At 63.2% G+C, this 23,201-nt stretch carries 24 protein-coding genes; 19 read left to right on the forward strand and 5 right to left on the reverse strand.

Annotation, left to right across the window (positions count from 1 at the left end):
• Positions 1 to 32: 32 nt before the first annotated feature.
• From RTQ46_RS10845 to tatC, 19 genes are all read left to right on the forward strand, one after another.
• Positions 33 to 380 (forward strand): STAS domain-containing protein, encoded by a 348-nt coding sequence (locus tag RTQ46_RS10845; protein ID WP_312436499.1) that lies wholly within the window; start codon positions 33 to 35, stop codon positions 378 to 380.
• A 198-nt stretch (positions 381 to 578) separates the two neighbouring features.
• Entirely contained in the window at positions 579 to 1,496 is a 918-nt protein-coding gene (locus tag RTQ46_RS10850) for an ABC transporter ATP-binding protein (protein WP_312436500.1), read from the forward strand.
• Positions 1,493 to 2,254: an ABC transporter permease gene (locus RTQ46_RS10855; RefSeq protein WP_312436501.1), complete on the forward strand. Its 762-nt coding sequence runs from the start codon at positions 1,493 to 1,495 to the stop codon at positions 2,252 to 2,254. The genes RTQ46_RS10850 and RTQ46_RS10855 overlap by 4 nt, the downstream gene beginning before the upstream one ends.
• A 47-nt stretch (positions 2,255 to 2,301) precedes the next feature.
• A complete protein-coding gene (locus RTQ46_RS10860; protein WP_312436502.1) occupies positions 2,302 to 2,538 on the forward strand; it encodes a BolA family protein in 237 nt (78 codons plus the stop codon).
• A gap of 3 nt (positions 2,539 to 2,541) precedes the next feature.
• On the forward strand, positions 2,542 to 3,792 hold the full coding sequence (gene murA, locus RTQ46_RS10865) for a UDP-N-acetylglucosamine 1-carboxyvinyltransferase (RefSeq protein ID WP_312436503.1): 1,251 nt from the start codon (positions 2,542 to 2,544) through the stop codon (positions 3,790 to 3,792).
• Between the two features lie 13 nt (positions 3,793 to 3,805).
• Positions 3,806 to 4,471, forward strand: a complete 666-nt coding sequence (hisG, locus tag RTQ46_RS10870; protein WP_312436504.1) for an ATP phosphoribosyltransferase — start codon at positions 3,806 to 3,808, stop codon at positions 4,469 to 4,471.
• 41 nt (positions 4,472 to 4,512) lie between these two features.
• Positions 4,513 to 5,835, forward strand: coding sequence for a histidinol dehydrogenase (gene hisD / locus RTQ46_RS10875; protein ID WP_312436505.1), 1,323 nt, complete (start codon positions 4,513 to 4,515; stop codon positions 5,833 to 5,835).
• Positions 5,832 to 6,785, forward strand: coding sequence for a site-specific DNA-methyltransferase (locus tag RTQ46_RS10880; RefSeq protein ID WP_312436506.1), 954 nt, complete (start codon positions 5,832 to 5,834; stop codon positions 6,783 to 6,785). Before hisD ends, RTQ46_RS10880 begins: the two co-directional genes overlap by 4 nt.
• A 26-nt stretch (positions 6,786 to 6,811) precedes the next feature.
• Entirely contained in the window at positions 6,812 to 7,906 is a 1,095-nt protein-coding gene (hisC, locus tag RTQ46_RS10885) for a histidinol-phosphate transaminase (RefSeq protein WP_312436507.1), read from the forward strand.
• Between the two features lie 20 nt (positions 7,907 to 7,926).
• On the forward strand, positions 7,927 to 8,517 hold the full coding sequence (hisB, locus tag RTQ46_RS10890; protein WP_312436508.1) for an imidazoleglycerol-phosphate dehydratase HisB: 591 nt from the start codon (positions 7,927 to 7,929) through the stop codon (positions 8,515 to 8,517).
• Between the two features lie 42 nt (positions 8,518 to 8,559).
• Positions 8,560 to 9,198, forward strand: coding sequence for an imidazole glycerol phosphate synthase subunit HisH (gene hisH / locus RTQ46_RS10895; RefSeq protein ID WP_312436509.1), 639 nt, complete (start codon positions 8,560 to 8,562; stop codon positions 9,196 to 9,198).
• A gap of 53 nt (positions 9,199 to 9,251) precedes the next feature.
• Positions 9,252 to 10,046 (forward strand): 1-(5-phosphoribosyl)-5-[(5-phosphoribosylamino)methylideneamino]imidazole-4-carboxamide isomerase, encoded by a 795-nt coding sequence (hisA, locus tag RTQ46_RS10900; RefSeq protein ID WP_312436510.1) that lies wholly within the window; start codon positions 9,252 to 9,254, stop codon positions 10,044 to 10,046.
• A gap of 59 nt (positions 10,047 to 10,105) precedes the next feature.
• Complete coding sequence (gene hisF / locus RTQ46_RS10905; RefSeq protein ID WP_312436511.1) at positions 10,106 to 10,867, forward strand: imidazole glycerol phosphate synthase subunit HisF; 762 nt, start codon at positions 10,106 to 10,108, stop codon at positions 10,865 to 10,867.
• Positions 10,868 to 10,897: 30 nt separating this feature from the next.
• Positions 10,898 to 11,317: a phosphoribosyl-AMP cyclohydrolase gene (hisI, locus tag RTQ46_RS10910; RefSeq protein ID WP_312436551.1), complete on the forward strand. Its 420-nt coding sequence runs from the start codon at positions 10,898 to 10,900 to the stop codon at positions 11,315 to 11,317.
• Positions 11,314 to 11,685, forward strand: a complete 372-nt coding sequence (locus tag RTQ46_RS10915; protein ID WP_312436512.1) for a phosphoribosyl-ATP diphosphatase — start codon at positions 11,314 to 11,316, stop codon at positions 11,683 to 11,685. Before hisI ends, RTQ46_RS10915 begins: the two co-directional genes overlap by 4 nt.
• 18 nt (positions 11,686 to 11,703) lie before the next feature.
• Positions 11,704 to 12,075, forward strand: a complete 372-nt coding sequence (locus tag RTQ46_RS10920) for a histidine triad nucleotide-binding protein (protein WP_312436513.1) — start codon at positions 11,704 to 11,706, stop codon at positions 12,073 to 12,075.
• An 85-nt stretch (positions 12,076 to 12,160) separates the two neighbouring features.
• Positions 12,161 to 12,397: a Sec-independent protein translocase subunit TatA gene (gene tatA / locus RTQ46_RS10925; RefSeq protein ID WP_312436514.1), complete on the forward strand. Its 237-nt coding sequence runs from the start codon at positions 12,161 to 12,163 to the stop codon at positions 12,395 to 12,397.
• Between the two features lie 48 nt (positions 12,398 to 12,445).
• On the forward strand, positions 12,446 to 13,000 hold the full coding sequence (gene tatB, locus RTQ46_RS10930) for a Sec-independent protein translocase protein TatB (RefSeq protein WP_312436515.1): 555 nt from the start codon (positions 12,446 to 12,448) through the stop codon (positions 12,998 to 13,000).
• Positions 12,997 to 13,752, forward strand: coding sequence for a twin-arginine translocase subunit TatC (gene tatC / locus RTQ46_RS10935; RefSeq protein ID WP_312436516.1), 756 nt, complete (start codon positions 12,997 to 12,999; stop codon positions 13,750 to 13,752). The genes tatB and tatC overlap by 4 nt, the downstream gene beginning before the upstream one ends.
• Here tatC and RTQ46_RS10940 read toward each other — a convergent pair.
• The 5 genes from RTQ46_RS10940 to RTQ46_RS10960 form a co-directional block, all read right to left on the reverse strand.
• Positions 13,724 to 14,293, reverse strand: a complete 570-nt coding sequence (locus RTQ46_RS10940) for a hypothetical protein (RefSeq protein ID WP_312436517.1) — start codon at positions 14,291 to 14,293, stop codon at positions 13,724 to 13,726. The genes tatC and RTQ46_RS10940 overlap by 29 nt on opposite strands.
• Positions 14,294 to 14,404: 111 nt before the next feature.
• A complete protein-coding gene (locus RTQ46_RS10945; protein ID WP_312436518.1) occupies positions 14,405 to 16,261 on the reverse strand; it encodes a DUF885 domain-containing protein in 1,857 nt (618 codons plus the stop codon).
• A gap of 164 nt (positions 16,262 to 16,425) precedes the next feature.
• Entirely contained in the window at positions 16,426 to 16,920 is a 495-nt protein-coding gene (locus tag RTQ46_RS10950; RefSeq protein ID WP_312436519.1) for a hypothetical protein, read from the reverse strand.
• 64 nt (positions 16,921 to 16,984) lie between these two features.
• Positions 16,985 to 21,154, reverse strand: coding sequence for a DEAD/DEAH box helicase (locus RTQ46_RS10955; RefSeq protein WP_312436520.1), 4,170 nt, complete (start codon positions 21,152 to 21,154; stop codon positions 16,985 to 16,987).
• 31 nt (positions 21,155 to 21,185) lie between these two features.
• Positions 21,186 to 23,135, reverse strand: a complete 1,950-nt coding sequence (locus RTQ46_RS10960) for a prolyl oligopeptidase family serine peptidase (protein WP_312436521.1) — start codon at positions 23,133 to 23,135, stop codon at positions 21,186 to 21,188.
• Positions 23,136 to 23,201: the final 66 nt, after the last annotated feature.

Raw genomic sequence — 23,201 nt, forward strand, 5'->3', positions numbered from 1 at the left:
CCAGCCCCAGTGCAGCCCAGCCCAGCCCAGCCATGCCAGACTCTCTTGACACCTTGCAGTCCCTGACGTCACTGACCGTGCACAACGCCACTTCGGCGCTGGAGCAGGGCCTGGACGCCATCCGCTCGGGCCAGACCAGGTTTGACCTGCGCAATGTGCAGGCGGTCGATTCGGCCGCCGTCTCGGTGATGCTGACCTGGCAGCGCGCGGCGCAGGAAGCCGGCGCCGTGCTGGAGCTGAAGAACCTGCCGACCAACCTGAAAAACCTGACCAAGCTGTATGGCGTCTGCGCGCTCGTGTCGAGCACGCTGGAAGCCGGCGACTGCGGCACGGCCGGCCTGCATGCCGAACGCAGCCCGTCCGACCTGCAGCATCATTGATCCTGTCCCACTCCCCGCATCAGCAGTAGTTGTCAGGCCGGCCGTGCAGCAGCGCCGCCGGACTGATCTCCAAGTGTTCCACGAATTTTCCAACTATAATTGACTGTTGCGCCACCTTCGCGGAAGACGGCGCCCGGCTCCGGCCTGTCGGCTTCGATTTCCACCGGCAAACGGTGCATCACACCAGAACACAAGCACATGACCGCAATCCAAATCACGAATGTAGAAAAGAGCTATAAATCGCTCAAGGCGCTGGGCGGCGTCTCGCTGGCGATCGAAGAGGGCGAATTTTTCGGCCTGCTGGGACCCAATGGCGCCGGCAAGACCACCCTTATTTCCATTATCGCCGGCCTGATACGCCCCGATGCGGGCAGCGTCACCATCCAGGGCCACGACGTGGTCAAGGATTTCCGCAACGCCCGCCGCAGCGTCGGCGTGGTGCCGCAGGAACTGGTGTTCGACCCGTTTTTCACGGTGCGCGAAACCTTGCGCCTGCAGTCCGGCTACTTCGGCCTGCCGAACAACGACAAGTGGATCGACGAGGTGATGGAAAACCTGGATCTCACCGGCAAGGCCGACACCAATATGCGCGCGCTGTCGGGCGGCATGAAGCGCCGCGTGCTGGTAGCCCAGGCGCTGGTGCACAAGCCGCCCGTGATCGTGCTCGACGAGCCGACCGCCGGCGTCGACGTGGAGCTGCGCCAGACGCTGTGGAAGTTCATCTCGCGCCTGAACCGCGAAGGCGGCCACACGGTCGTGCTGACCACCCACTACCTGGAAGAAGCGCAGGCCATGTGCCAGCGCGTGGCGATGCTGAAAACCGGCAAGGTGGTGGCGCTCGACACCATGTCGGCGCTGATCCGCCGCATCGCCGGCTCGCAACTGCAAGTGCACCTGAAGCACGGCAGCCTGCCGGCCGACCTGCAGCACCTGGTGCTGCACCCGGAAGAGCAGCAGGCGCCGAACAAGTTCAGCCTGCGCGTGAACGAATACAGCGAAGTGGAAAGAATCCTCGCCCGCCTGCGTGAATCTGGCGCCGAGATCGATGAAATGCAATTGCAACAAGCTGACCTGGAAGATATCTTCTTGCAGATCATGGATAAAGGTACCGTATGATGTCGTCAGGCTTTCGCACCCTCGTCTATAAAGAGACACTGCGCTTCTGGAAAGTGGCGACGCAAACCGTGGCTGCCCCCGTGCTGACCTCGATGCTGTACCTGCTGGTGTTCGGCCATGTACTCGATGGCCGCGTCGAGCCCAGTCCCGGCGTCAGCTACACCGCCTTCCTGATTCCGGGCCTGGTGATGATGAGCGTGCTGCAGAACGCATTCGCCAATTCCTCGTCCTCGCTGATCCAGTCGAAGATCACCGGCAACCTGGTCTTCGTGCTGCTGACCCCCTTGTCGCACTGGGAAATCTTTTCGGCGTATGTACTCGCTTCGGTGGCGCGCGGCCTGGCCGTGGGCTTTGGCGTGTTTGCCATCACCTGCTGGTTCGCCGACCTGTCGTTCGTGGCGCCCTTGTGGATCATCGTGTTTGCCTTCCTGGGCGCCGCCCTGCTGGGCACCATGGGCCTGATCGCCGGCATCTGGGCCGAGAAATTCGACCAGCTGGCCGCGTTCCAGAATTTCCTGATCGTGCCGGCCACCTTCCTGTCGGGCGTGTTCTATTCGATCCACTCGCTGCCCGCGATCTGGCAGACGGTATCGCACCTGAACCCGTTCTTCTACATGATCGACGGCTTCCGCTACGGTTTCTTCGGCACCTCCGACGTCAGCCCGTGGATCAGCGTGTCCATCGTGTCCGGCTTCCTGGTGATCCTGGCGTTCGCCTCGATCCGCCTGCTGAAAAGCGGCTACCGCCTGCGTCATTAAGCAAGACAAGAAACTTACTACCCAATTCAAATCTCCAAGGACTTATCGTGACCACCACACCAGAACTGATCCACGGCTACCTGCAGGCAGGCCTCGAATGCACGCATCTCGAAGTGGAGGGCGACGGCCAGCACTTCCAGGCCATCATCGTCTCGCCGCAGTTTGCCGGCAAGCGTTTGATCGCCCGCCACCAGATCGTCTACGCGGCGCTGGGCGACCGCATGCGCGAAGAAATCCACGCGCTGTCGATGAAAACCCTGACCCCTGAAGAATTCCAAGGATAAGCAATGGACAAGCTCCTGATCAACGGCGGCAACCGCCTGAACGGCGACATCGCCATCTCCGGCGCCAAGAACGCCGCCCTGCCCATCCTGTGCGCGGGTCTGTTGACCGCCGGCGACCTGGAGCTGAGCAACGTGCCGCATCTGCACGATGTCGCCACCATGTTGAAACTGCTGGGCCAGACGGGCCTGAAAGTGCAGCAGGACGGCGACCGCGTGGTGCTCAATGGCAGCAGCATCACCTCGCTCGAAGCGCCGTATGAACTGGTGAAAACCATGCGCGCCTCGATCCTGGTGCTGGGCCCCCTGCTGGCGCGTTTCGGCGAAGCCAAAGTGTCGCTGCCAGGCGGCTGCGCCATCGGTTCGCGTCCGGTCGACCAGCATATCAAGGGTCTCGAAGCGCTGGGCGCCGAAATCCGCATCGAAGCGGGCTATATCTACGCCAAATGTGCCAAGCTCAAAGGCGCGCGCATCGTGACCGACATGATCACCGTCACCGGCACCGAAAACCTGCTGATGGCCGCTACCCTGGCGCAGGGCGAAACGGTGCTGGAAAACGCCGCCTGCGAACCGGAAGTGACCGACCTGGCCAACCTGCTGGTGGCGATGGGCGCGAAGATCGACGGCATCGGCACCAGCCGCCTGGTGATCCAGGGCGTGGCCGAACTGCATGGCGCCTCGCACGCGGTGATCGCCGACCGGATCGAAACGGGCACCTTCCTGTGCGCCGTGGCGGCCACCGGCGGCGACATCACCCTGCGCAATGTGCGCACCGATATCCTCGACGCGGCGCTCGACAAGCTGCGCGCGATGGGCCTGACGATGACCTTTGGCGCCGACTGGATCCGCGCCGAGATGTCGGCGCGTCCGAACCCGGTGAGTTTCCGCACCACCGAATATCCGGGTTTCCCGACCGACATGCAGGCGCAGTTCATGGCCGTCAACACGCTGGCCAACGGCGCCAGCCGCGTTACCGAGACGATCTTTGAAAACCGCTTCATGCACGTGCAGGAAATGAACCGCCTGGGCGCCGACATCACGATCGAAGGCAATACGGCCATCATCGCCGGCGTCAAGCAGCTGCGCGGCGCGCCCGTGATGGCGACCGACCTGCGCGCTTCGGCCTCGCTGGTGATCGCGGCCCTGGCCGCCGACGGCGAAACGCTGATCGACCGCATCTATCACCTCGACCGCGGCTACGACCGCATGGAAGTCAAACTGTCGGCGGTCGGCGCGAACATCGTGCGCATCAAGTAAAGAAGACAAGAACATGAATGGTTTGAACAACGACTCGCAGCTGATCCTGGCGCTGTCCAAGGGCCGCATTTTCGACGACACCATGCCGCTGCTGGAAGCGGCCGGCATCCGCGTGCTGGAAAACCCGGAAACCTCGCGCAAGCTGATTTTGCCGACCAACGACCCGAACGTGCGCGTCATTATCGTGCGCGCCAGCGACGTGCCGACCTATGTGCAGTATGGCGCGGCCGACTTCGGCGTGGCCGGCAAGGACGTGCTGCTGGAACACGGCGGCGAAGGCCTGTACCAGCCGATCGACCTCAATATCGCCGCCTGCCGCATGTCGGTGGCGGTGCAGGCCGGCTTCGACTACGAAAAAGCGGTGCAGCAGGGTGCGCGCCTGCGCGTGGCCACCAAGTTCGTGCACACGGCGCGCGAGCACTTTGCCGCCAAGGGCGTGCACGTCGACCTGATCAAGCTGTATGGTTCGATGGAACTGGCGCCGCTGGTGGGCCTGTCCGACGCCATCGTCGATCTGGTGAGCACCGGCAGCACGCTGCGGGCGAACAACCTGGTGGAAGTCGAACACATCATGGAAATCTCGTCGCGCCTGGTGGTCAACCAGGCCGCCTTGAAGCTCAAGCGCGCGCGCCTGCAGCCGATTATCGAGGCATTTGAACGCGCCTCGCAAGCCAAGTAACAAGCCAAGTAACAAGCACCGGAACCAGCAGGAAGATCATCATGCCGATACAGATACGCAAACTCGATTCAAGCCAGGATGGCTTTCAACAGTCACTCGATACGCTGCTGGCGTTCGAAGCGGGCACCGATGAAGCGATTGAAATGTCGGTGACGAAAATCCTGGCCGACGTGAAAGCGCGCGGCGACGCCGCCGTGCTCGACTACACCAACCGTTTCGACCGCATCCCGCATGGCGGCGCGGCCGAAATGGCGGCGTTCGACATCTCGCAAGCCGAACTGCAGTCGGCGCTGAACGGCCTGCCATCGGCCCAGCGCGAAGCGCTGCAGATCGCCGCGCAGCGCATCCGCGTGTTCCACGAGCGCCAGCGCGACGAGCTGAAAGGGTTTACGTATACCGAGCCCGATGGCACGGTGCTGGGCCAGAAGATCACGCCGCTGGACCGGGTCGGCATCTATGTGCCGGGCGGGAAAGCCGCCTATCCGTCATCGGTGCTGATGAACGCGATTCCGGCCCATGTGGCGGGGGTGGCCGAGATCATCATGGTGGTGCCAACGCCGGACGGCATCAAGAACCAGATGGTGCTGGCCGCTGCCGCGATCGCGGGCGTGACGCGCGTGATCACCATCGGCGGCGCGCAGGCGGTCGGCGCGCTGGCGTATGGCACGCGCACGATCGCCGCCGTCGATAAAATCGTCGGTCCGGGCAACGCCTATGTGGCCGCCGCCAAGCGCCGCGTGTTCGGCATCGTCGGCATCGACATGATCGCCGGACCGTCCGAAATCCTGGTGCTGTGCGACGGCAGCACCGACCCGGACTGGGTGGCGATGGACCTGTTCTCGCAGGCCGAGCATGACGAACTGGCGCAGGCGATCCTGCTGTGCCCCGATGCCGACTACATCGCACGGGTCGAGGAAAGCATCGCCAGGCTGCTGCCGACGATGCCGCGCCAGGCCACCATCAGCACCTCGCTGGCCGACCGTGGCGCCCTGATCAAGGTGCGCGACATGGAAGAAGCATGTGCGATCGCCAACAGCATCGCCGCCGAGCACCTGGAAATTTCGGCGGAAAACCCGCAGCAGTGGGCCGACCGCATCAACCACGCGGGCGCCATGTTCCTCGGGCGTTTTTCGTCCGAGTCGCTGGGCGACTACTGCTGCGGTCCCAACCACGTGCTGCCGACCTCGCGCACGGCGCGCTTTTCGTCGCCGCTGGGCGTGTATGACTTCCAGAAGCGCTCGTCGATCATCCATGTCAGCGAAGCCGGTGCGCAAACCTTGGGCAAGGTCGCCGCCACGCTGGCCTATGGCGAAGGCCTGCAGGCGCACGCGCGCAGCGCCGAACTGCGCTTGAAACCGCAATGACGCCGCCGGCGCCAGCGCAGGACTGGATCAACCGGGTCTGGTGCGAAGATGCGCTGGCCGGGCTGGCGCGCATTCCCGATGGCGCGGTGGACCTGATCCTGACCGACCCGCCGTACAACCTGGGCAAGGATTACGGCAATGCCTCGGACCAGCAGTCGGTGGCGGACTACTTGCGCTGGACCGAGCAGTGGATCGATGCGGCGCTGCCCAAGCTCAAAGCCAACGGCAGCCTGTATATTTTCACCACCTGGCGCTTTTCGCCCGAGATCTTCGTCATGCTGAAACAGCGCATGGCGATGATGAATGAAATTATCTGGGACCGGCGCGTGCCCTCGATGGGCGGCAGCGTGCGCAGCTTTTCGTCGGTACACGACACGATCGGCTTTTTCGTCAGGCGCAAGGATTATTATTTTGACCTCGACGCGGTGCGCATCGCGTATGACGCGGCAACCAAAAAGGCGCGCTCGCGCTCGATCTTTATCGGCGCCAAGTGGCTGGAAGTGGGCTACAACCCGAAGGATTTGTGGAGCGTGTCGCGCCTGCACAAGGAGCATCCGGAGCGGGCCGACCACCCGACCCAGAAGCCGCTCGAAATCATCGAACGCATGGTGAAGGCCTCGTGTCCGCCGGGCGGCGTGGTGCTCGACCTGTTCATGGGCAGCGGCACCACGGCGCTGGCGGCAAAGCGCTGCGGGCGCGATTTCGTCGGCTTCGAGCTGAACCCCGATTACTGCGCCATTATCGAACAGCGGCTGGCGGCGCTGGAGCAGGAAGCCTTGCAACAACCGGCGGCGCCTGCGCCGGTGACAGCGGCGAAAAAAGCCGCCGCCAAGCGTGCGGTGGCGGCCAGCAAAAAACTGGCCGACCAGCCAATCGACCAGCCGGCCGCCAAGAAAACGCCGGCCAGGAAACCGCGCCGCGTGGCCGTGCCGGAAGACGCCGCGGTCTGAATTCATCTATCTGGAGTGTTTGCAGCATGTCTTTCCTCGATCAGTTAATCAGCAATACGGTGCGCGCCGATGTGCGGGCCGTCAACAGCTACCAGGTGGCCGACGCCGGCGGCTATCTCAAGCTCGATGCGATGGAAAACCCGTATCTGCTGCCGCTGCCGCTGCGCGAAGAACTCGGTGCGCGCCTGGCCGGCGCCGTGCTGAACCGCTATCCGCACTCGTATGCCAGCCTGAAGGCAGCCGTTTGCAGCAAGCTGGGCGTGCCCGCCGGCCATGACGTGATTCTTGGCAATGGTTCCGATGAGTTGATCTCGATGCTGGCCATGGCCTGCGCCCGCCAGGCGCCCGCGCCGCGCGCCGTGCTGATGGCGCCGGTGCCGGGCTTCGTGATGTATGCCCGCTCGGCGCAGTTTGCCGGCATGGAGTTCGTCGGCGTGCCCCTGAATGCGGACTTCACGCTGGACATGGACGCCATGCTGGCGGCGATTGAACAGCACCGCCCGGCGCTGGTATTTCTGGCCTACCCGAACAATCCTACCGGCAACCTGTTCGACGCGGCCGATATCGAGCGCATTATCGCCGCGCTGGGCGACACCGGCATCGCCGTGCTCGACGAAGCGTACGAGCCATTTGCGCAGCAAAGCTTCATGCAGCGCTTGCCTGAATTCGAGAATCTGGTGGTGATGCGCACCGTGTCGAAACTGGGCCTGGCCGGTATCCGCCTGGGCTACATGTCGGCGGCGCCAAGGCTGCTGGAGCAGTTCGAGAAAGTGCGCCCGCCGTACAACGTCAATGTGCTGACGCAAGTGGCGGCCGAATTCGTGCTCGACCACCTCGACGTGCTCAATGCACAGGCAGCGCTGATCAATGCTGCGCGCGATGAGCTGGCTGACCGCCTGGCAGCGCTGCCGGGCGTGACGGTCTTTCCCTCGAAGGCAAATTTTCTTTTGATTCGTGTGGCTGATTCCGACGATGTTTGCGCAAAACTGCTTGCCCACCGGGTTTTAATCAAAAATATGAGTAAAATGCATGCTGTGCTGGCCAACTGCCTGCGTATCAGCGTCAGTACCCCCGAAGAAAATTCCCTTTTTTACGATGCCTTCAAGGCATCCCTCGTTTAGCCTATCGCCAGAGTCCCCTCATGAACCGCACCGCAGACATCACGCGCAACACCAATGAGACGCAAGTTCGCGTCGCCATCAACCTCGACGGCACCGGCCGGCAACAGCTCAATACCGGCGTGCCCTTCCTCGACCACATGCTCGACCAGATCGCCCGCCACGGCCTGATCGACCTCGACATCGTAGCGACCGGCGACGTGCATATCGACAATCACCATACGGTGGAAGACGTTGGCATCACGCTGGGCATGGCGGTGGCCAAGGCGATCGGCGACAAGAAGGGCATCCGCCGCTACGGCCACGCCTATGTGCCACTCGATGAAGCGCTGTCGCGCGTGGTGCTCGATTTCTCGGGCCGCCCGGGTATCGAATACCACATCCCGTTTACGCGCGCGATGATCGCCGGCTTCGACGTCGACCTGACGCTGGAATTTTTCCGCGGCTTCGTCAACCATGCGGGCGTGACCCTGCATATCGATAACCTGCGCGGCACCAATGCCCATCACCAGTGCGAAACCGTGTTCAAGGCCTTTGGCCGCGCCCTGCGCATGGCTGCCGAGCTCGACGAGCGCGCGGCCGGCATCATTCCATCGACCAAGGGCAGCCTGTAAACGCCGGCCCGGCGGCTATCTGTAGATTCTGAGAACAAGACAATGAATAAAATCGTGGTGGTGGATTACGGCATGGGCAACCTGCGCTCGGTGGCGCAGGCATTGCGCGCGGTGGCGCCGGAAGCGGACGTGCGCATTTCGGGCCTGGCGGATGACATCGACAGCGCCGACCGCATCGTGCTGCCGGGCCAGGGCGCGATGCCCGACTGCATGCGCAGCCTGCGCGAATCGGGCGTGATGGAAGCGCTGCTGCGCGCGGCCGGCAGCAAGCCGGTGATGGGCGTGTGCATCGGCGAACAGATGCTGTTTGACGGCAGCGAAGAAGGCAATGCGGCCGGACTGGGCTTGTTGCCGGGCAAGGTCGTGCGCTTCCAGCTCGACGGCCAGCTGCAGGATGACGGCTCGCGTTTCAAGGTGCCGCAGATGGGCTGGAACCAGGTGCAGCAAACGGCGCCGCATGCCTTGTGGGAAGGCATTGCCGACGACGCTTATTTCTACTTCGTGCACAGCTATTTTGCTCAGCCTCAAGAGGCAGCGCATACGGTCGGCCAGACTATCTACGGCAAGCCGTTCGCGTGCGCCGTCGCCCGTGATAATATTTTCGCTACACAGTTCCACCCTGAAAAAAGTGCTGCCGCAGGCTTGCAGCTGTACAAGAACTTCGTTCACTGGCAACCCTGATCCGTTCTTCCCCAGAACCTTTTGCTACTCACTCACTCTAAACCACACAGACCATGCTGCTTATTCCCGCCATCGACCTGAAAGACGGTCACTGCGTACGCCTGAAACAAGGCGATATGGAACTTGCCACCGTATTTTCCGAAGACCCGGCCGAAATGGCCCGCCATTGGCTGATGCAAGGCGCGCGGCGGCTGCATCTGGTCGACCTGAATGGCGCCTTTGCCGGCAAGCCGAAGAACGAGGGCGCGGTCAAGGCCATCCTGAAAGCGGTGCAGGACTTTGCGGTCGAAAACGATATCGATGAAATCCCCGTCCAGCTGGGCGGCGGCATCCGCGATCTCGACACCATCGAGCGCTACCTGGACGCCGGCATCAGCTATATCATCATCGGCACGGCCGCCGTGAAAAGCCCGGGCTTCCTGCACGACGCCTGCGGCGCGTTTCCTGGCCATATCATCGTCGGCCTGGACGCCAAGGACGGCAAGGTCGCGACCGACGGCTGGAGCAAGATGTCGGGCCATGAGGTGATCGACCTGGCGAAAAAATTCGAAGCCTACGGCGTCGAATCGATCATCTACACGGACATCGGCCGCGACGGCATGATGGGCGGCATCAATATCGAAGCGACCGTCAAGCTGGCGCAAGCGGTGAAGATTCCCGTGATCGCCTCGGGCGGCCTGCACAACCTGGGCGACGTCGAAGCGCTGTGCGCGGTGCAGGACGAAGGCATCGAAGGCGTGATCTGCGGCCGCTCGATCTACGAAGGCACGATCGACCTGGCGCAGGCGCAACTGCGCGCCGATGAACTCAGCGGCGACCTCGACGTGGAAGACGACGCCGAGGCCTGATGCGGTACCGCCGGGGCGCCTGCGTCCCGGTTTTCTTGTGGCGACAATCTGGATTAATCATGCTTGCAAAACGAATCATCCCCTGCCTGGACGTGACCAATGGCCGCGTCGTCAAGGGCGTCAACTTCACCGAGCTGCGCGACGCGGGCGACCCGGTGGAAATCGCGCGCCGCTATGACGAGCAGGGCGCCGACGAAATCACGTTTCTCGACATCACGGCATCGAGCGACAACCGCGGCCTGATCTTCGACATCATCGAAGCGGTCGCCTCGCAGGTATTCATTCCGCTGACCGTCGGCGGTGGCGTGCGCGTGGTGGAAGACGTGCGCCGCCTGCTCAACGCGGGCGCCGACAAGGTCAGCATCAACACCTCGGCCGTGACCAATCCGCAACTGGTATATGAAGCGTCGCAAAAACACGGCTCGCAATGCATCGTGGTGGCGATCGACGCCAAGCAGGTGTCGCCCGGCAAGTGGGAAGTATTTACCCACGGCGGACGCACTGCCACCGGCCTCGACGCGTTCGAGTGGGCGCGCAAGATGGAAAGCCTGGGCGCCGGCGAGATCCTGCTGACCAGCATGGACCGCGACGGCACCAAAATCGGTTTTGACCTGGGCCTGACGCGCGGCGTGTCGGACGCGGTCAGCATTCCCGTGATCGCTTCGGGCGGCGTGGGCGGCCTGCAGGACCTGGCCGACGGCATCAAGCTGGGCCGCGCCGACGCGGTGCTGGCCGCCAGCATCTTCCACTATGGCCAGCACACGGTGCAGGAAGCCAAGCGCTTCATGGCGCAGCAGGGCATTCCGATGCGCCTGGTTTAAGAGGACAGACAGACTATGTTAAACGGAACAGTGGCAAGCAATGCCAAGTGGCTCAAGAAGGTCAAGTGGGACGAGCATGGCCTGGTGCCGGTGATCGCGCAGGAGGCGGGCAGCAACGATGTGCTGATGTTTGCCTGGATGAACCGCGACGCGCTGGCGCGCACGGTGGAACTGGGCGAGGCCGTCTACTGGAGCCGCTCGCGCAAGAAACTGTGGCACAAGGGCGAGGAATCGGGCCATACGCAAAAGGTGCTGGAAATCCGCCTCGATTGCGATGAAGACGTGATCCTGCTGAAAATCGAGCAAACCGGCGGCATCGCCTGCCATACGGGTCGCCATTCGTGCTTCTTCCAGAAGTTCGAGGGCGACGAGAAAACCGGCGAATGGCTGATCACCGAGCCGGTGCTGCAGGACCCTGAAACCATTTACGCACACACGAAGAACAAATGAGCGAAACCCTGAAACGCCTGGCCGCCGTGATCGAATCGCGCAAGCTGGCCAATGGCGGCGACCCTGCCACTTCCTACGTGGCGCGCCTGTTTGCCAAGGGCGACGATGCGATCCTGAAAAAGATCGGCGAAGAAGCGACAGAAACCGTGATGGCCGCCAAGGATGCGCGGCGCGACAATGATCCATCGAAGGTGTTGTACGAGTGCGCCGACCTGTGGTTTCATAGCCTCGTGATGCTGGCCCAGTTCGACCTGACGCCACAGCAGGTGCTCGATGAGCTGGCGCGCCGCGAAGGTCTTTCCGGCCTCGCAGAGAAAGCCGCGCGCAAGGATGAACTGCGCGACGCGCTCGACGCCGACCAACACTGATCAACCCCTGGAGCATGCGTGGATAACTGTATTTTCTGCAAGATCGCCGCAAAACAGATTCCGTCGACCATCGTGTATGAAGACGACGATTTGCTGGCATTCAAGGACATCAACCCGGCCGCGCCGGTGCACCTGCTGTTGATTCCGAAACGCCATGTGGCCAGCCTGTCCGACTGCGACGACAGCCATACGGAAGTGCTGGGCAAACTGCTGCGCCTGGCGCCCAAACTGGCGGCCGAATTCGGCTGCGCCGTGACCTATGACACCGATGGCGTGCCGTCGGGCGGCTTCAAGACCCTGATCAACAGCGGTCCCGATGGCGGGCAAGAGGTATACCACCTGCACGTGCACGTATATGGTGGCCCGCGGCCATGGCGCGGCCAGCACTGACAGACATTACGCAACCCGCCGGGTTCGCGTGTATACTATCCGCATTGGTTGACGCTACCGGGCGCTGTCCCGCAAGGAGAATGTGATGGGTTCATTGAGTATTTGGCACTGGCTGATCGTTCTGGTGATCGTGATGCTGGTCTTCGGCACCAAAAAACTGGGCAATATGGGTGGTGATATCGGCAAGGCCGTCAAGGGCTTCAAGGATGGCGTCAAGGGCGACGACCCGGTCCCGCCGGCCGGCACGCCTGCCGCGCCGCCATCGCAAGTGGCTGACAAAGGCACGATCGACGTCGACACGAAAGAGAAAAACAAGTTCTGATAGCGTGGCGGGGCTCAGGCCTTGCCCGTTGGAAATGCTTGTACGCTTATGATCGATCTTGGTCTCTCTAAAATCGCCATCATTGGCGTGGTCGCGCTGATCGTCATCGGCCCTGAAAAGCTGCCGAAGGTGGCGCGCATGGCCGGCACCTTGTATGGCCGCGCGCAGCGCTACCTGAATCAGGTGAAGTCCGAAGTCACGCGCGAAATCGAACTCGAAGAGCTGAAAAACCTGCAGAAGGAAGTGCAGGATGCGGCCCATTCGGTCAAGCAGAGCGTGCAGGAGTCCATGCACGGCGTGGAAAACTCGATTTCCGGCAGCCTGGCCGACGTGGAAAACGCCTGGCGCGGCGACACCTCCGTGTATGCGGCGCAGGATCATGACGGCAATGACGCGCATGAAGCGATGTTGCGCGCGACCCATGACGACCTGGCGCGCAAGGCGCGCGAGTTCCGGCGCAAGAAACTGGTGCGCAATTCCGCCATTCCCGGCTGGTACAAGCAGCGCCATGGCGGCAAGCTGCATGTGCAGTCGGCTGCGGCGCGCGTGGCGCGTTTCCGTCCGCGCAATGCGGCGTCCTCCTCGGCGTCCGTTTACTCATGAGCGACAAATCTCCGGTGGAAGACACTTTTATCTCGCATCTGGTCGAACTGCGCGACCGCCTGGTCAAGGCCTCGATCGGCATCGCCGTGGTGTGCGCGGTGCTGTTCTATTGGCCCGGCCCGTCGCAGATCTACGACTTTATCGCCGAGCCGATGATCGCCTCGCTGCCGGCCGGCTCGAAAATGATTGCTACCGGCGTCATTTCGCCGTTCCTGGTGCCGATGAAGGTGACGCTGGTGATCGCCTTTATCGTTGCTCTGCCGTGGGTGCTGTACCAGCTGTGGGCATTTATCGCGCCCGGCCTGTATACGCATGAAAAACGCCTGATCGCGCCGCTGGTGATTTCGTCCTCGCTGCTGTTCATGGCTGGCGTGGCCTTCTGCTATTTCTTTGTATTTGGCCGCGTGTTTCACTTCATCAGCGACTTTTCACCGAGTTCGATCGCGGTCACGCCCGATATTGAAAATTACCTCGATTTCGTCATGTCGATGTGCCTGGCCTTTGGCGCCACCTTTGAAGTGCCGGTGGTGGTGGTGATCCTGGTGCGCATGGGACTGGTCAGCATTGCCAAGCTCAAGGAAGTGCGTCCCTACATCATCGTCGGCGCTTTCGTGATCGCCGCCATTGTGACGCCGCCCGACGTGGTCAGCCAGTTTTCGCTGGCCATTCCGATGTGCCTGCTGTTCGAGCTGGGCCTGCTGGTGGCGCCGATGTTTGTGCGGGCTACCCAGGCACCGGAAGAAGCATCGTAGACGTTTGTTTATCCAGCCCATGAACAAGCCGCTGTCTTCCCCGGGAAGCAGCGGCTTTTTTAATGCTGGCAACAATCCTTATTGCAATACCAGCCGGCTCAGCATGCCCATGCTCAGCAGGATCAGGGTGCCCATCATCCATCCAGTACAGATGTTTCATGTCGGCCCCATGGCGCAAGTCCATGCGTTCGAAGCGTGCATCAAGGCTTTGCTGCGCGAGACTGGCCTGGGTATCGATGCGCTGTTCCCACGCATCGAAGCGGGTGTCGATCTTCTGCTCAAGCTGCTTCATCTCGTGCCTGACCAGCTTGATTTCGCCAAGAACATGGGGTTCGACGGCCGCCAGTTCGCCATGCACCACGACGGCGCGGCCCAGTACGTCGCCCAGGGCCGCGGCATGGGCTTCGGCTTGCATCGTGGGAACGCCAGAGGACGCGAGGCGCCTGGCGTAATCGAGGGTATCGAACCGGATCGGCATATGCATCATCACTCCTTCTTCCACCGTAGCAGAAAAATCGGCAAATACCAGCAGTAGCGCCATGGATGGTATCGATGGATCTACGCTACGCCGCTCAGGGCAGAGTGGTTTGTGATGCCGCAAACGGATAAAAAAGGGCGCCGCAGCGCCCTTTGCATCGGATGGCTCAATACCTTACTGCATCAATTCCCTGATGACCTTGACCGGTGCGCTGCCGTAGCTGAGGAATTGCTCATGGAAATCCTTCAGCACGAAGCGGCTGCCCAGGGCCTGCTTGCGCTGCTCGCGCAAATCCATGATTTCGCTGTAGCCACTGAAGTAACTGGTCAGCTGCACTGAGCTCAGCTGCACGCGGCGCCATTTCTCCGTCGCTTCGCGCCTGGTCTGGAAGGCCTGGCGCGTCAGCAGGTCGATCGCCTGCGCTTCCGTCATGCCCAGCACATGCACGCTGTAGTCGAGAATGGTATTGGTCACGCTGCGCAAGTTCCACTTCGAGTACATCAGCCACATTTCCGCTTCGTTGTTGCCGTAGCCCGATTCGAGCATCATGCGCTCGCCATACACCGCCCAGCCTTCTATCATGGCGCCGTTGCCGAAGATCGACTTGACCAGCGACGGCGACTTGTTGGCATAGATCAGCTGCGTGTAGTGGCCGGGAATCGCTTCGTGGATGTTCAGGATCTGCAAGATCCAGTGGTTGTACTCGCGCAAGCTGCTTTCGGCCTGTTCCGGCGTTTCGCCGTCGAGCGGCGTCACGTTGTAATAGGTGCGGTCCTGCGGGCGATACGGGCCTGGTGCTTCAATGCTGGCGCCGGCCACGCCGCGCTGGTATGGCGGCGTTTCACGCACCACCAGCGGCTTTTGCGGATCCATCGTCAGCAAGTTGTGGCTGGTAACCCATTCCTGCAGCTGCGGGATCTGGCGGCGGATTTCCGGCACGAAGTCGGCTGGCGCCACATGGTTGCTCGACAGCTTGTCGATCACCATGCCGATCTTCGCGGTACGGTCCTGCGGTTTGGCGACATTGCCCATGGTTTTCACCCACAGCTCGTCGGACAGGCTGTCCATGTGTTCGAGCAGCTTTTCGCGCGCTGCCAGCGCCTTCTGGTACATCTGCTCGGCGCTGACGCTGGCCTGGATATCGTAATTGAATTTCTGCTCGTACAATTCCTTGCCGATGCGGAACGAGCGCGCGCCGTTCTGCGCCAGCGCGGCGTCCTGTTCCGTCAGCCAGGCAGCGTAACCCTGGACGGCCGTGCGCGCGGCCGTGATGCGCGCGTTGTACAGCTGCTTTTCGGTCGGCGTCAGGATTGAGGCCTGCGCCGCCTTGTTCAGGTCGTCCAGCACGCTCAGCACGCCGGCGCTCTGGGCAATGGCCAGCTGCGTGTGTTCACGGGTCGGATTGACAATGCTGGCGCGCGCCGCAACATAGTATTGCGGCACGGTGGCGATGCGCTTGAGCAGGGTGCGCAGGCGCTGCGGCTGCGAGGCGTATTCCGTGTTGAGGATGAAGTCGATCGAGCTGGCCACGTTGTACATCGCCGGATTCCATTCGAATTCGCGGAAGGTAGTCAGGTACCAGCGGTCCGATTGCAGCTTGTTGGTCAGCAGCGCCAGATCGGTGCGTTGCTTGTCCGACATTTTGCTGCCATCGAGTTTGCCGAATTTTTCCAGCCATTCATCGATAAAGGCCAGCTGGCGCTGGCGGCTGGCGGCGTCGGGAATCGTCAGGTTGGCGGCGCCGTCGTATTTGCCTGCGGAAATCGCGCTTTCCGGATCGAGGCGCCACAGATTGGTCAGGAACTGCCCGCTCAGGTAGTTCATCGTGCGGTCGCGGCTGTTTTCAGTGGCGACGGCGGCCACGGCAGCTGCCGTGGCGGTGGCGCCGACGACGGCCGCCTTCTTGCCCACGGGTTTCTGCTTGCTGGTGGCGGCCTTGCCGTTTTTCTGCGGCTTTTTTGCCGCGCTGGCTGGCGACAGCGTAAACGCCATCATCAATGCGGCGAGCGCAACTTTGTTTCTTGTCGTCATAGGTATTCTCTTGATTATTTGGTTATTTGTGTCTATCAGTAAATATTAAACTGATAATGTCGGTAACAAACAACGATTGCACAGTCTTGCTGAGCTTGCCGTGGCGGCCCAAAGATTAGCATCAATCGCCGGCGTTGCGCCAGCTTTACGCGACGATCGCGGCGTCAGACGACGACGGCGCGGCTGTCGAGCAGCTCGCGCAGGCGGATATTGATGGCGTCCACGGCTTGCTTGCCGCGCGCCATGCCGCTGGCGTGGATTACCGTTTGCCGGGTGCCGCGCAGGCTGATGCGGACCGTGTACGAGCGGAACAGCCAGCTCCAGAAAGTGGTCTCGGCGCTGGCCTGGTCCATGTCGCGCCATGGCACGCCCGTCAGTTTTTTCTTCCATGGCAAGATGCCGGCAGCCAGCCAGACACCGGCCTCGTCGTAATACAGCTGATGGCTGCGGATGGTCAGCAGCCGGTAGCCGACGATCAGCGCCGAGCCCAGCAGCACGATCAGGGCGGCCCGCGTGTTGTACTTGAAGGCCAGCGGCAGGGCGGCGAAAAACAGCAGCAACGCGATCATGAAGGTGCTGACATAGGCGGTCCAGGATTTGCCGCACAAAAAAATGGCGCGCGGGCCGGCGCTGGGGGGGAGGGCGAGTGGATCGGTCATGGGCGCAATCGTCAATACGGAAAAAACATCATCGCATGGAACCTGGCTGCTTGTGCGCACCAGGCTATTTTTTCAGCCCTTCCTGCAGCATGCCCAGCATGTCGCTGGCCGACATGCGCGCGGCCGCGTCGCTGCCTTCCAATAAGCTGTCGGCCAGGTCGCGCTTGTGCTGGTGCAATTCGACGATGCCTTCCTCGATCGTGTGTTTCGCCACCAGCCGGTAGATCGTCACGGGCCGCAGCTGGCCCATGCGGTGGGCGCGGTCCGAGGCCTGGTCTTCCACCGCCGGATTCCACCACGGATCCATGTGGATCACATAGTCGGCCGCCGTCAGGTTGATGCCCATGCCGCCCGCTTTCAGGCTGATCAGGAACACGTCGCCCTCGCCCGCCTGGAACGCGTCGACGCGGCGCTTGCGCTCCTGCATGGTGGTACTGCCGTCCAGATACTGGTAGCTGACGCCATGCTGCTCCAGGTGCTGGCGGATCAGCGTCAGATGGTCGACGAACTGGCTGAACACCAGCACCTTGTGGCGGTTTTCCAAGAGGCCCGAGAGCAGCTCGGCAAACGCCGCCAGCTTGCTGCTGGCCAGGCCCAGTTCCGGCGCCACCAGTTGCGGATTGCAGCAGGCGCGGCGCAGCTTCATGATTTCAGCCAGGATCTGGATGGCTTTTTTCGACGCCGGCCCTTCCACCATCGCCAGCTTTTCCAGCGCTTCGCGGCGCAAGGACTCGTACAGCGCGGTTTCCTGCGGCGACAGCTGCACCTCCATCACGATCTCGGTGCGCGGCGGCAGTTCCGACAGCACCTGCGTCTTGGTGCGGCGCAGGATGAATGGCGCGATCAAGCGCCGCAGCCGCAGGCGTGCGCCGGCCGCGGCGCGCTTGTCCTGGTCTTTTTCGATCGGACCGGCAAAGCGCAGGTTGAACTGGTCCAGCGTGCCCAGCAAACCGGGATTGATGAAGCGGAACAGGTTCCACAGTTCACCGAGGTGGTTTTCCAGCGGCGTGCCGCTGGCCACCATGCGGAAATCGCCCTGCAGCGCCATCACGGCCTGCGAGCGCTTGGTGGCGCCATTCTTGATCGCCTGCGCTTCGTCGAGCACGATGGTATGCCAGCGCACGCCGGCAAACAGCGCCGCTTCCTGCTGCAGCAGGCCATAGCTGGCCACTACCAGGTCGAACGGCTGCAGATTGTCGAGCATGTCGGCGCGGTCGCCGCTGCCGAACAGTTTCAGCTTCAGGGTCGGCGCAAAGCGCTGCGCCTCGGACAGCCAGTTCAGGCACACGGAAGTGGGCGCGATCACCAGGGTCGGGCCATTCGGCGCGCGCGACAGGATCAGCGCCAGCGCCTGCAGCGTCTTGCCGAGACCCATGTCGTCGGCCAGGCAGGCGCCCACGCCCCAGTTGGCCAGCCGCGCCAGCCACTCGAAGCCGGCCAGCTGGTAGTCGCGCAGGTCGGCCTGCAGGGTGGTCGGCAGCTGCGGCGTGTAGTCGTCCAGCGCGCGCAGGCGCAGCAGATGTTCGCGCCACAGTTTGTCGGCGTTCACGCCGCCCGCGTCATGGGCCAGCTCTTCCAGCGCAAACGCGGCCAGCGGGTGGATGTGCACGCCATCGGCATGCGCCACGCCGTACGCGGCCAGTTCCGACAGGCGGCGCTGCAATTCGTCGCTGAGCGCCAGGAACTGGTTGTCGCCCAGCGCCACGAAACGGCTTTTATTGTTCTGCATCAGGTCGAGCAGCGCGCGCAGATCCATCACCTTGTCTTCGTCGATCTGCACTTCGCCGCTGGCGGCAAACCAGTCTTTTTCACTTTTGATATTGAGGCGCATCTGGCCGCTGTCGATGCGTTTCGACACGCGCATCGATTCGCCCTCGGGCCAGGCCAGCACCAGGCCGGCGGGATCGCGTTCCTGCAGTTCCACCAGCAGCTGCAGCGCCAGCGAGGGCTGGCCCAGCAGCCATTCGCCATGCTCTTCTTCCGCCTCCTCCAGCACCAGGCACTTGCCGATCAGCTGGCGCTGCGCTTCGCGCTCGGCGTTCAGGTCGCGCCGCGCCTGCACCGGGCGCCCGGCCACGTCGGCAAACACGCTTTCGGCGCCGCTGCCGGGCGCGTAATAGGCGCCGCTGTCGACCAGCGGACGCACCAGGATCTGCATTTTCAGGCCCTGGCTGTAGGGCAGCAGGTGCACATGCAGGCGCGCATCGGCCGTAATCACTTCGGCGTCCGCCGCGCCGCCGCCGATATCGGACTGCACCGTGACGATCGACGAGATGGCGCCGATCGCCTGCAGTACCTGTTTTTCCGCATGCAGCGGCACCGACAGGCCCAGGCCGACAATGGCGGCAATGCGCCGGTGCTCGTCCTGGATATGCACCACGCGCAGCCGTGTCGGCGTTTCCTTCAGCACCACCACGTCGACCGCCTCGTCAGATACGGGCGGCTGCAGGCCCAGCCACAGCTGGCCGTCATGCGACTTGATCAGCAGTTCCGGCGCGCCGGCCAGCAGCTCCACGCGCGTGTCGGGCGCATCGAGCCAGAACACCAGCGGATGGCCGACCAGCGCCAGCGCCGCTTTGTCGAGCACGATTTCATGGCGCGGCGCCGACGAATAATATTGCTTGAACGGCACGATGCTGGCGGCTGCGCGCACGTCGTGCGGCGTCAGGAAATCGATTTCCAGCGCGTCTTCGGCCAGGCGTTTCAGGCTCATCGCGCGGCCCTTGCTCCAGCCGCCGCGTGCATCGCGCTTCTGTTCGCGCACTTCGACAGCCGTCAGGCCATAGCGGGCGTCGAACGCTACCAGCCAGATCAAGCGCGACACATTGCCGGGCGTCTCGCCGGCGCTGCCTTGCTGCAGGTTGATCAGCGCGCTCAGCTGGCGTTGCCACGCCTCCTGGCGCTCGAACCACGGCGCCATATCGGTCAGGCCATGCTGCGCCCGTTTCACCGTGGCATGGCGCTCCATGGCGGGATCGCCCAGCAGGCCCAGCACGCCGGCCGCCTGTGCCGCGATCAGTTCATACCCGGCCGCATCGGCCTGGCTGACCAATGCCGCCAGTTGCGGCTGGCGTTCGGCCAGTTGCGGCAGCGACAGCCAGTAGTACAGCAGGCCCTGGAACAGCTGTGCCTGCAGGGCGGTTTCCCAGTGGCGTGTCTGCACCACGTCGGCCTGCATCACGCCGGCGCGCACCATGCGCAGCATCTGCAGTTGCTGGTAGACGGCGCTGTCGTGATTGGGCTGGGCATGCAGCGCGATATCGAGATAGGTCTCCGCCGTTTTCAGGTGTTTGGCGTCGCCGCTTTTGAGCAGCGCCAGCATGTACAGATGGCCACCGATGCCGGTAAACAGCAGCTTGCGCTTGCCGGTTTCCTTGCGCAGCGCCTTCAGGGCGGCCTCGAAGCCGGCCAGCGCCTGCGCGTGTTCGCCGCGCAGCACGGCGATGGTGCTGTCGATCAGCAGCGTCTGCGCGCCTTCCTGGCCCGCCAGGTACCGTGCGGCCTGCTCCAGGTCGCCGCACAGGATGGCGTCTTCGGCCAGCGCCAGCGGCAGCGAGGCGGTGATCCAGTCGCCGGCCGCCGTTTGCGCCGCGAAATGCGCGCGCGCGTAGCTGCGGATGGCCGGCGCGGTGGCCGGTTCGCGCGGCGCATTGGCCAGCAGCACGGCCAGGATCTCGTCCTGCAGCTGCGGCACGATATAGGGCAGCATCGCCGGCTCGAATGGCCGGCCGCAGATTTCAATCAGCGGATGCAGCTGCTGCGCTTCATAACAGGCCATGCAGGCGGTCAGCAGGCTGGCGACCTGGCTGCGCTCGTCATTGCGCAAGAGGGCAATGCGCAGGCGCGCCACGCCCTGCCGGTAGCTGCGCAATTCCACATAGCCGTCCCAGTTGCGGCGCACCGGATTGATGGTTTCGATCGCCTGGCACAGGTCGCGAAAGTGCAGGTGTTCAATCGCCTCGCGCATGGCCGGCCAGCGCAGTTTCGCTTCGCAAGTAAAACCGCGCCCCACCACCTCCGTCACCAGCGCCAGCCGTGCCAGCCGCTGCAGCATGCCGGTAACCACCGCCAGCGTAAACGGCGTGCCATCCGGTTCGACAATATCGGCGCGCTGCAGATGCTCATACACGGCGTGCTTGCCGACCGGCTCGCCGACGATGGCCAGCAAGGCCAGGATCATCTTCTCGTGCAGCGCCAGGGCATCGAATTCTTCAAGCAAATGCGGGTCGGTCATGCGGCTTTTCGGGTTGGAATATCAATCAAAATCAGGCGGGCAGATTGTCGATCTGCACCGGCGCGTCGCCTTCCGGCGTGGCCAGCCGGAACACGCGCTGATAAAAGTACAGTTCCGCGTCCAGCGTGCGGATAATGTTTTCCGCCTTGCGAAAGCCATGGCCTTCGCCCGGCAACGGCACATACGCCACCGGCACGCCACTGGCCCGCAAAGCATCGACCATCAGCTGCGACTGCTGCGGCGGCACCACCTTGTCGTCCAGGCCCTGGAAGAAAATCATCGGCCGCGACAGTTTGTCGGTATGGTGGATCGGCGAACGGGCCCGGTACAGCGCCTCGGCTTCGGGTTGCGAAGCGATCAGGTAGTCATTGTAGTGCGATTCGAACTTGTGCGAATCGAGGTCCAGCCCTTTCAGGTCGGATACGCCGTAATAGCTGGCGCCGGCCTTGAACACATCGTGGAAGGTCAAGGCGCACAGGGTGGTCAGGCCGCCGGCGCTGCCGCCGCGGATAATCAGCCGCTCGCCATCGGCCAGACCCTGCTCGACCAGGTAACGGGCGCCGGCGATGCAGTCGTCCACGTCGACGATGCCCCACTGGCCGCGCAGCGCGTCGCGGTAGGCGCGGCCAAAGCCGCTGCTGCCGCCATAGTTGACGTCCAGCACGCCGATGCCGCGGCTGGTCCAGAATTGCGTTGCCAGCTTCAAGGTATTGCTGGCCATGCTGGTCGGGCCGCCGTGGCTGATGACGATCACGGGCGGCAGCGTGCCTTCCGGCGCCTGCGCGCCGCCATTGACGGGCGGATAGAAAAACGCGTGCGCCGTACGGCCGCCGGTAGTCGGATAGCTGACGCTGCGCGGCACCGACAGGCAGGCCAGCTCGGGCAGTTCCGTAATCGATTGCGCCAGCACTTCCAGCTCGTTGTTCGACAGGTCGATGCGCGCCAGTTCCAGCGCGATGGTCGGGCTGCCGCCGAGCAATGCGACAAAACCGGGGCCGACGCGCAGCTCGCGGATTTCCTGATATGGGTGCGGCAGCGCTTCGAGCTTGGCCGCGCCGACGCTCAGGCGGGCCAGGTGGCTCACGCCATCCTGGATATAGGTGCAGATGATGTCATCGGCCGACACAAAGCCGTACATGCTGCCGCCAAAAGTCCAGTGCGGCGTGGCAAATTCGGCGGCCATCGGGCACAGCGCTTCCAGTTTGTCGCCGTGCAGGCGGTACAGATTCCACCAGCCGCTGCGGTCCGAGACAAAATGCAGCACGCCGGCTGGCGACCATTCCGGCTGGCAAATCGATTCGCTGGCGCTGCCGGCCACCAGGCGCGGCGTGCCCAGGCTGCCATCGGCCCGCACCTCGGCCAGCCACAGTTCCGTGCCCTGCCATGGCAGGCGCGGGTGATCCCAGGTGATCCAGGCCAGCTGGCTGCCGTCCGGCGACAGGCGTGGCGCGGCATAAAAGTCGTGGCCGTGCGCCAGGATGGCGTGGGTGCCGTCGAAGCCGACCGCCGCCAGGCTGTTTTCGGGATGCGCATGGCCTTCCGCGGGATGCTGTTCGCAGACGGCGATCAGGCGCGCGCGCGCGTTGTCGACCACGAAATCGGCATGGCGAATATTGCCGCCGGTGCTGAATGCTTGCGGTGCGCCATCGCCGTCAATGCGGTACAGGCGGTTATCGGCAAAATGCGAAAAATAGATGGTCTCGCCATCGATGGCATACGCGCCGCCGCCGTATTCATGCACGCGCGTGCGCACATTGAACGGCGCCGGCGTGAGCTCGTCGACGCGTGCGCCGCGCTGGCGCAGCAGGGTGTTGCGGCCCGCCTCGCTGGCGCGCCCGGCCAGCCAGTACACGTCGCCGCCATCGGCGCCGCCCAGTGCCAGTTGCGTCAGCGGCGAGGCGCCGGCCGCCACGATGGCGGCGCTGACCGGCGACGGCCAGGCGCCGTAGGGGATGACTGGGGCGGTGGTGGTGGATGTCATGCGGAACTCCGTTGAATGGATGGGGCGGCGAACGCCAGGCGTGCATCATCATAAAGGAAGGGGCGC

This window comes from Janthinobacterium sp., assembly GCF_031995485.1.
Lineage (GTDB): Bacteria > Pseudomonadota > Gammaproteobacteria > Burkholderiales > Burkholderiaceae_D > Janthinobacterium.

Excerpts from the sequence above, each read along its gene's own strand:
- RTQ46_RS10845 (WP_312436499.1), top strand. The coding sequence starts at position 33 with ATGCCAGACTCTCTTGACACCTTGCAGTCCCTGACGTCACTGACCGTG.
- RTQ46_RS10850 (WP_312436500.1), top strand. The coding sequence starts at position 579 with ATGACCGCAATCCAAATCACGAATGTAGAAAAGAGCTATAAATCGCTC.
- RTQ46_RS10855 (WP_312436501.1), top strand. The coding sequence starts at position 1,493 with ATGATGTCGTCAGGCTTTCGCACCCTCGTCTATAAAGAGACACTGCGC.
- murA (WP_312436503.1), top strand. The coding sequence starts at position 2,542 with ATGGACAAGCTCCTGATCAACGGCGGCAACCGCCTGAACGGCGACATC.
- hisG (WP_312436504.1), top strand. The coding sequence starts at position 3,806 with ATGAATGGTTTGAACAACGACTCGCAGCTGATCCTGGCGCTGTCCAAG.
- hisD (WP_312436505.1), top strand. The coding sequence starts at position 4,513 with ATGCCGATACAGATACGCAAACTCGATTCAAGCCAGGATGGCTTTCAA.
- RTQ46_RS10880 (WP_312436506.1), top strand. The coding sequence starts at position 5,832 with ATGACGCCGCCGGCGCCAGCGCAGGACTGGATCAACCGGGTCTGGTGC.
- hisC (WP_312436507.1), top strand. The coding sequence starts at position 6,812 with ATGTCTTTCCTCGATCAGTTAATCAGCAATACGGTGCGCGCCGATGTG.
- hisB (WP_312436508.1), top strand. The coding sequence starts at position 7,927 with ATGAACCGCACCGCAGACATCACGCGCAACACCAATGAGACGCAAGTT.
- hisH (WP_312436509.1), top strand. The coding sequence starts at position 8,560 with ATGAATAAAATCGTGGTGGTGGATTACGGCATGGGCAACCTGCGCTCG.
- hisA (WP_312436510.1), top strand. The coding sequence starts at position 9,252 with ATGCTGCTTATTCCCGCCATCGACCTGAAAGACGGTCACTGCGTACGC.
- hisF (WP_312436511.1), top strand. The coding sequence starts at position 10,106 with ATGCTTGCAAAACGAATCATCCCCTGCCTGGACGTGACCAATGGCCGC.
- RTQ46_RS10915 (WP_312436512.1), top strand. The coding sequence starts at position 11,314 with ATGAGCGAAACCCTGAAACGCCTGGCCGCCGTGATCGAATCGCGCAAG.
- tatA (WP_312436514.1), top strand. The coding sequence starts at position 12,161 with ATGGGTTCATTGAGTATTTGGCACTGGCTGATCGTTCTGGTGATCGTG.
- tatB (WP_312436515.1), top strand. The coding sequence starts at position 12,446 with ATGATCGATCTTGGTCTCTCTAAAATCGCCATCATTGGCGTGGTCGCG.
- tatC (WP_312436516.1), top strand. The coding sequence starts at position 12,997 with ATGAGCGACAAATCTCCGGTGGAAGACACTTTTATCTCGCATCTGGTC.
- RTQ46_RS10940 (WP_312436517.1), bottom strand. The coding sequence starts at position 14,293 with ATGGCGCTACTGCTGGTATTTGCCGATTTTTCTGCTACGGTGGAAGAA.
- RTQ46_RS10945 (WP_312436518.1), bottom strand. The coding sequence starts at position 16,261 with ATGACGACAAGAAACAAAGTTGCGCTCGCCGCATTGATGATGGCGTTT.
- RTQ46_RS10950 (WP_312436519.1), bottom strand. The coding sequence starts at position 16,920 with ATGACCGATCCACTCGCCCTCCCCCCCAGCGCCGGCCCGCGCGCCATT.
- RTQ46_RS10955 (WP_312436520.1), bottom strand. The coding sequence starts at position 21,154 with ATGACCGACCCGCATTTGCTTGAAGAATTCGATGCCCTGGCGCTGCAC.
- RTQ46_RS10960 (WP_312436521.1), bottom strand. The coding sequence starts at position 23,135 with ATGACATCCACCACCACCGCCCCAGTCATCCCCTACGGCGCCTGGCCG.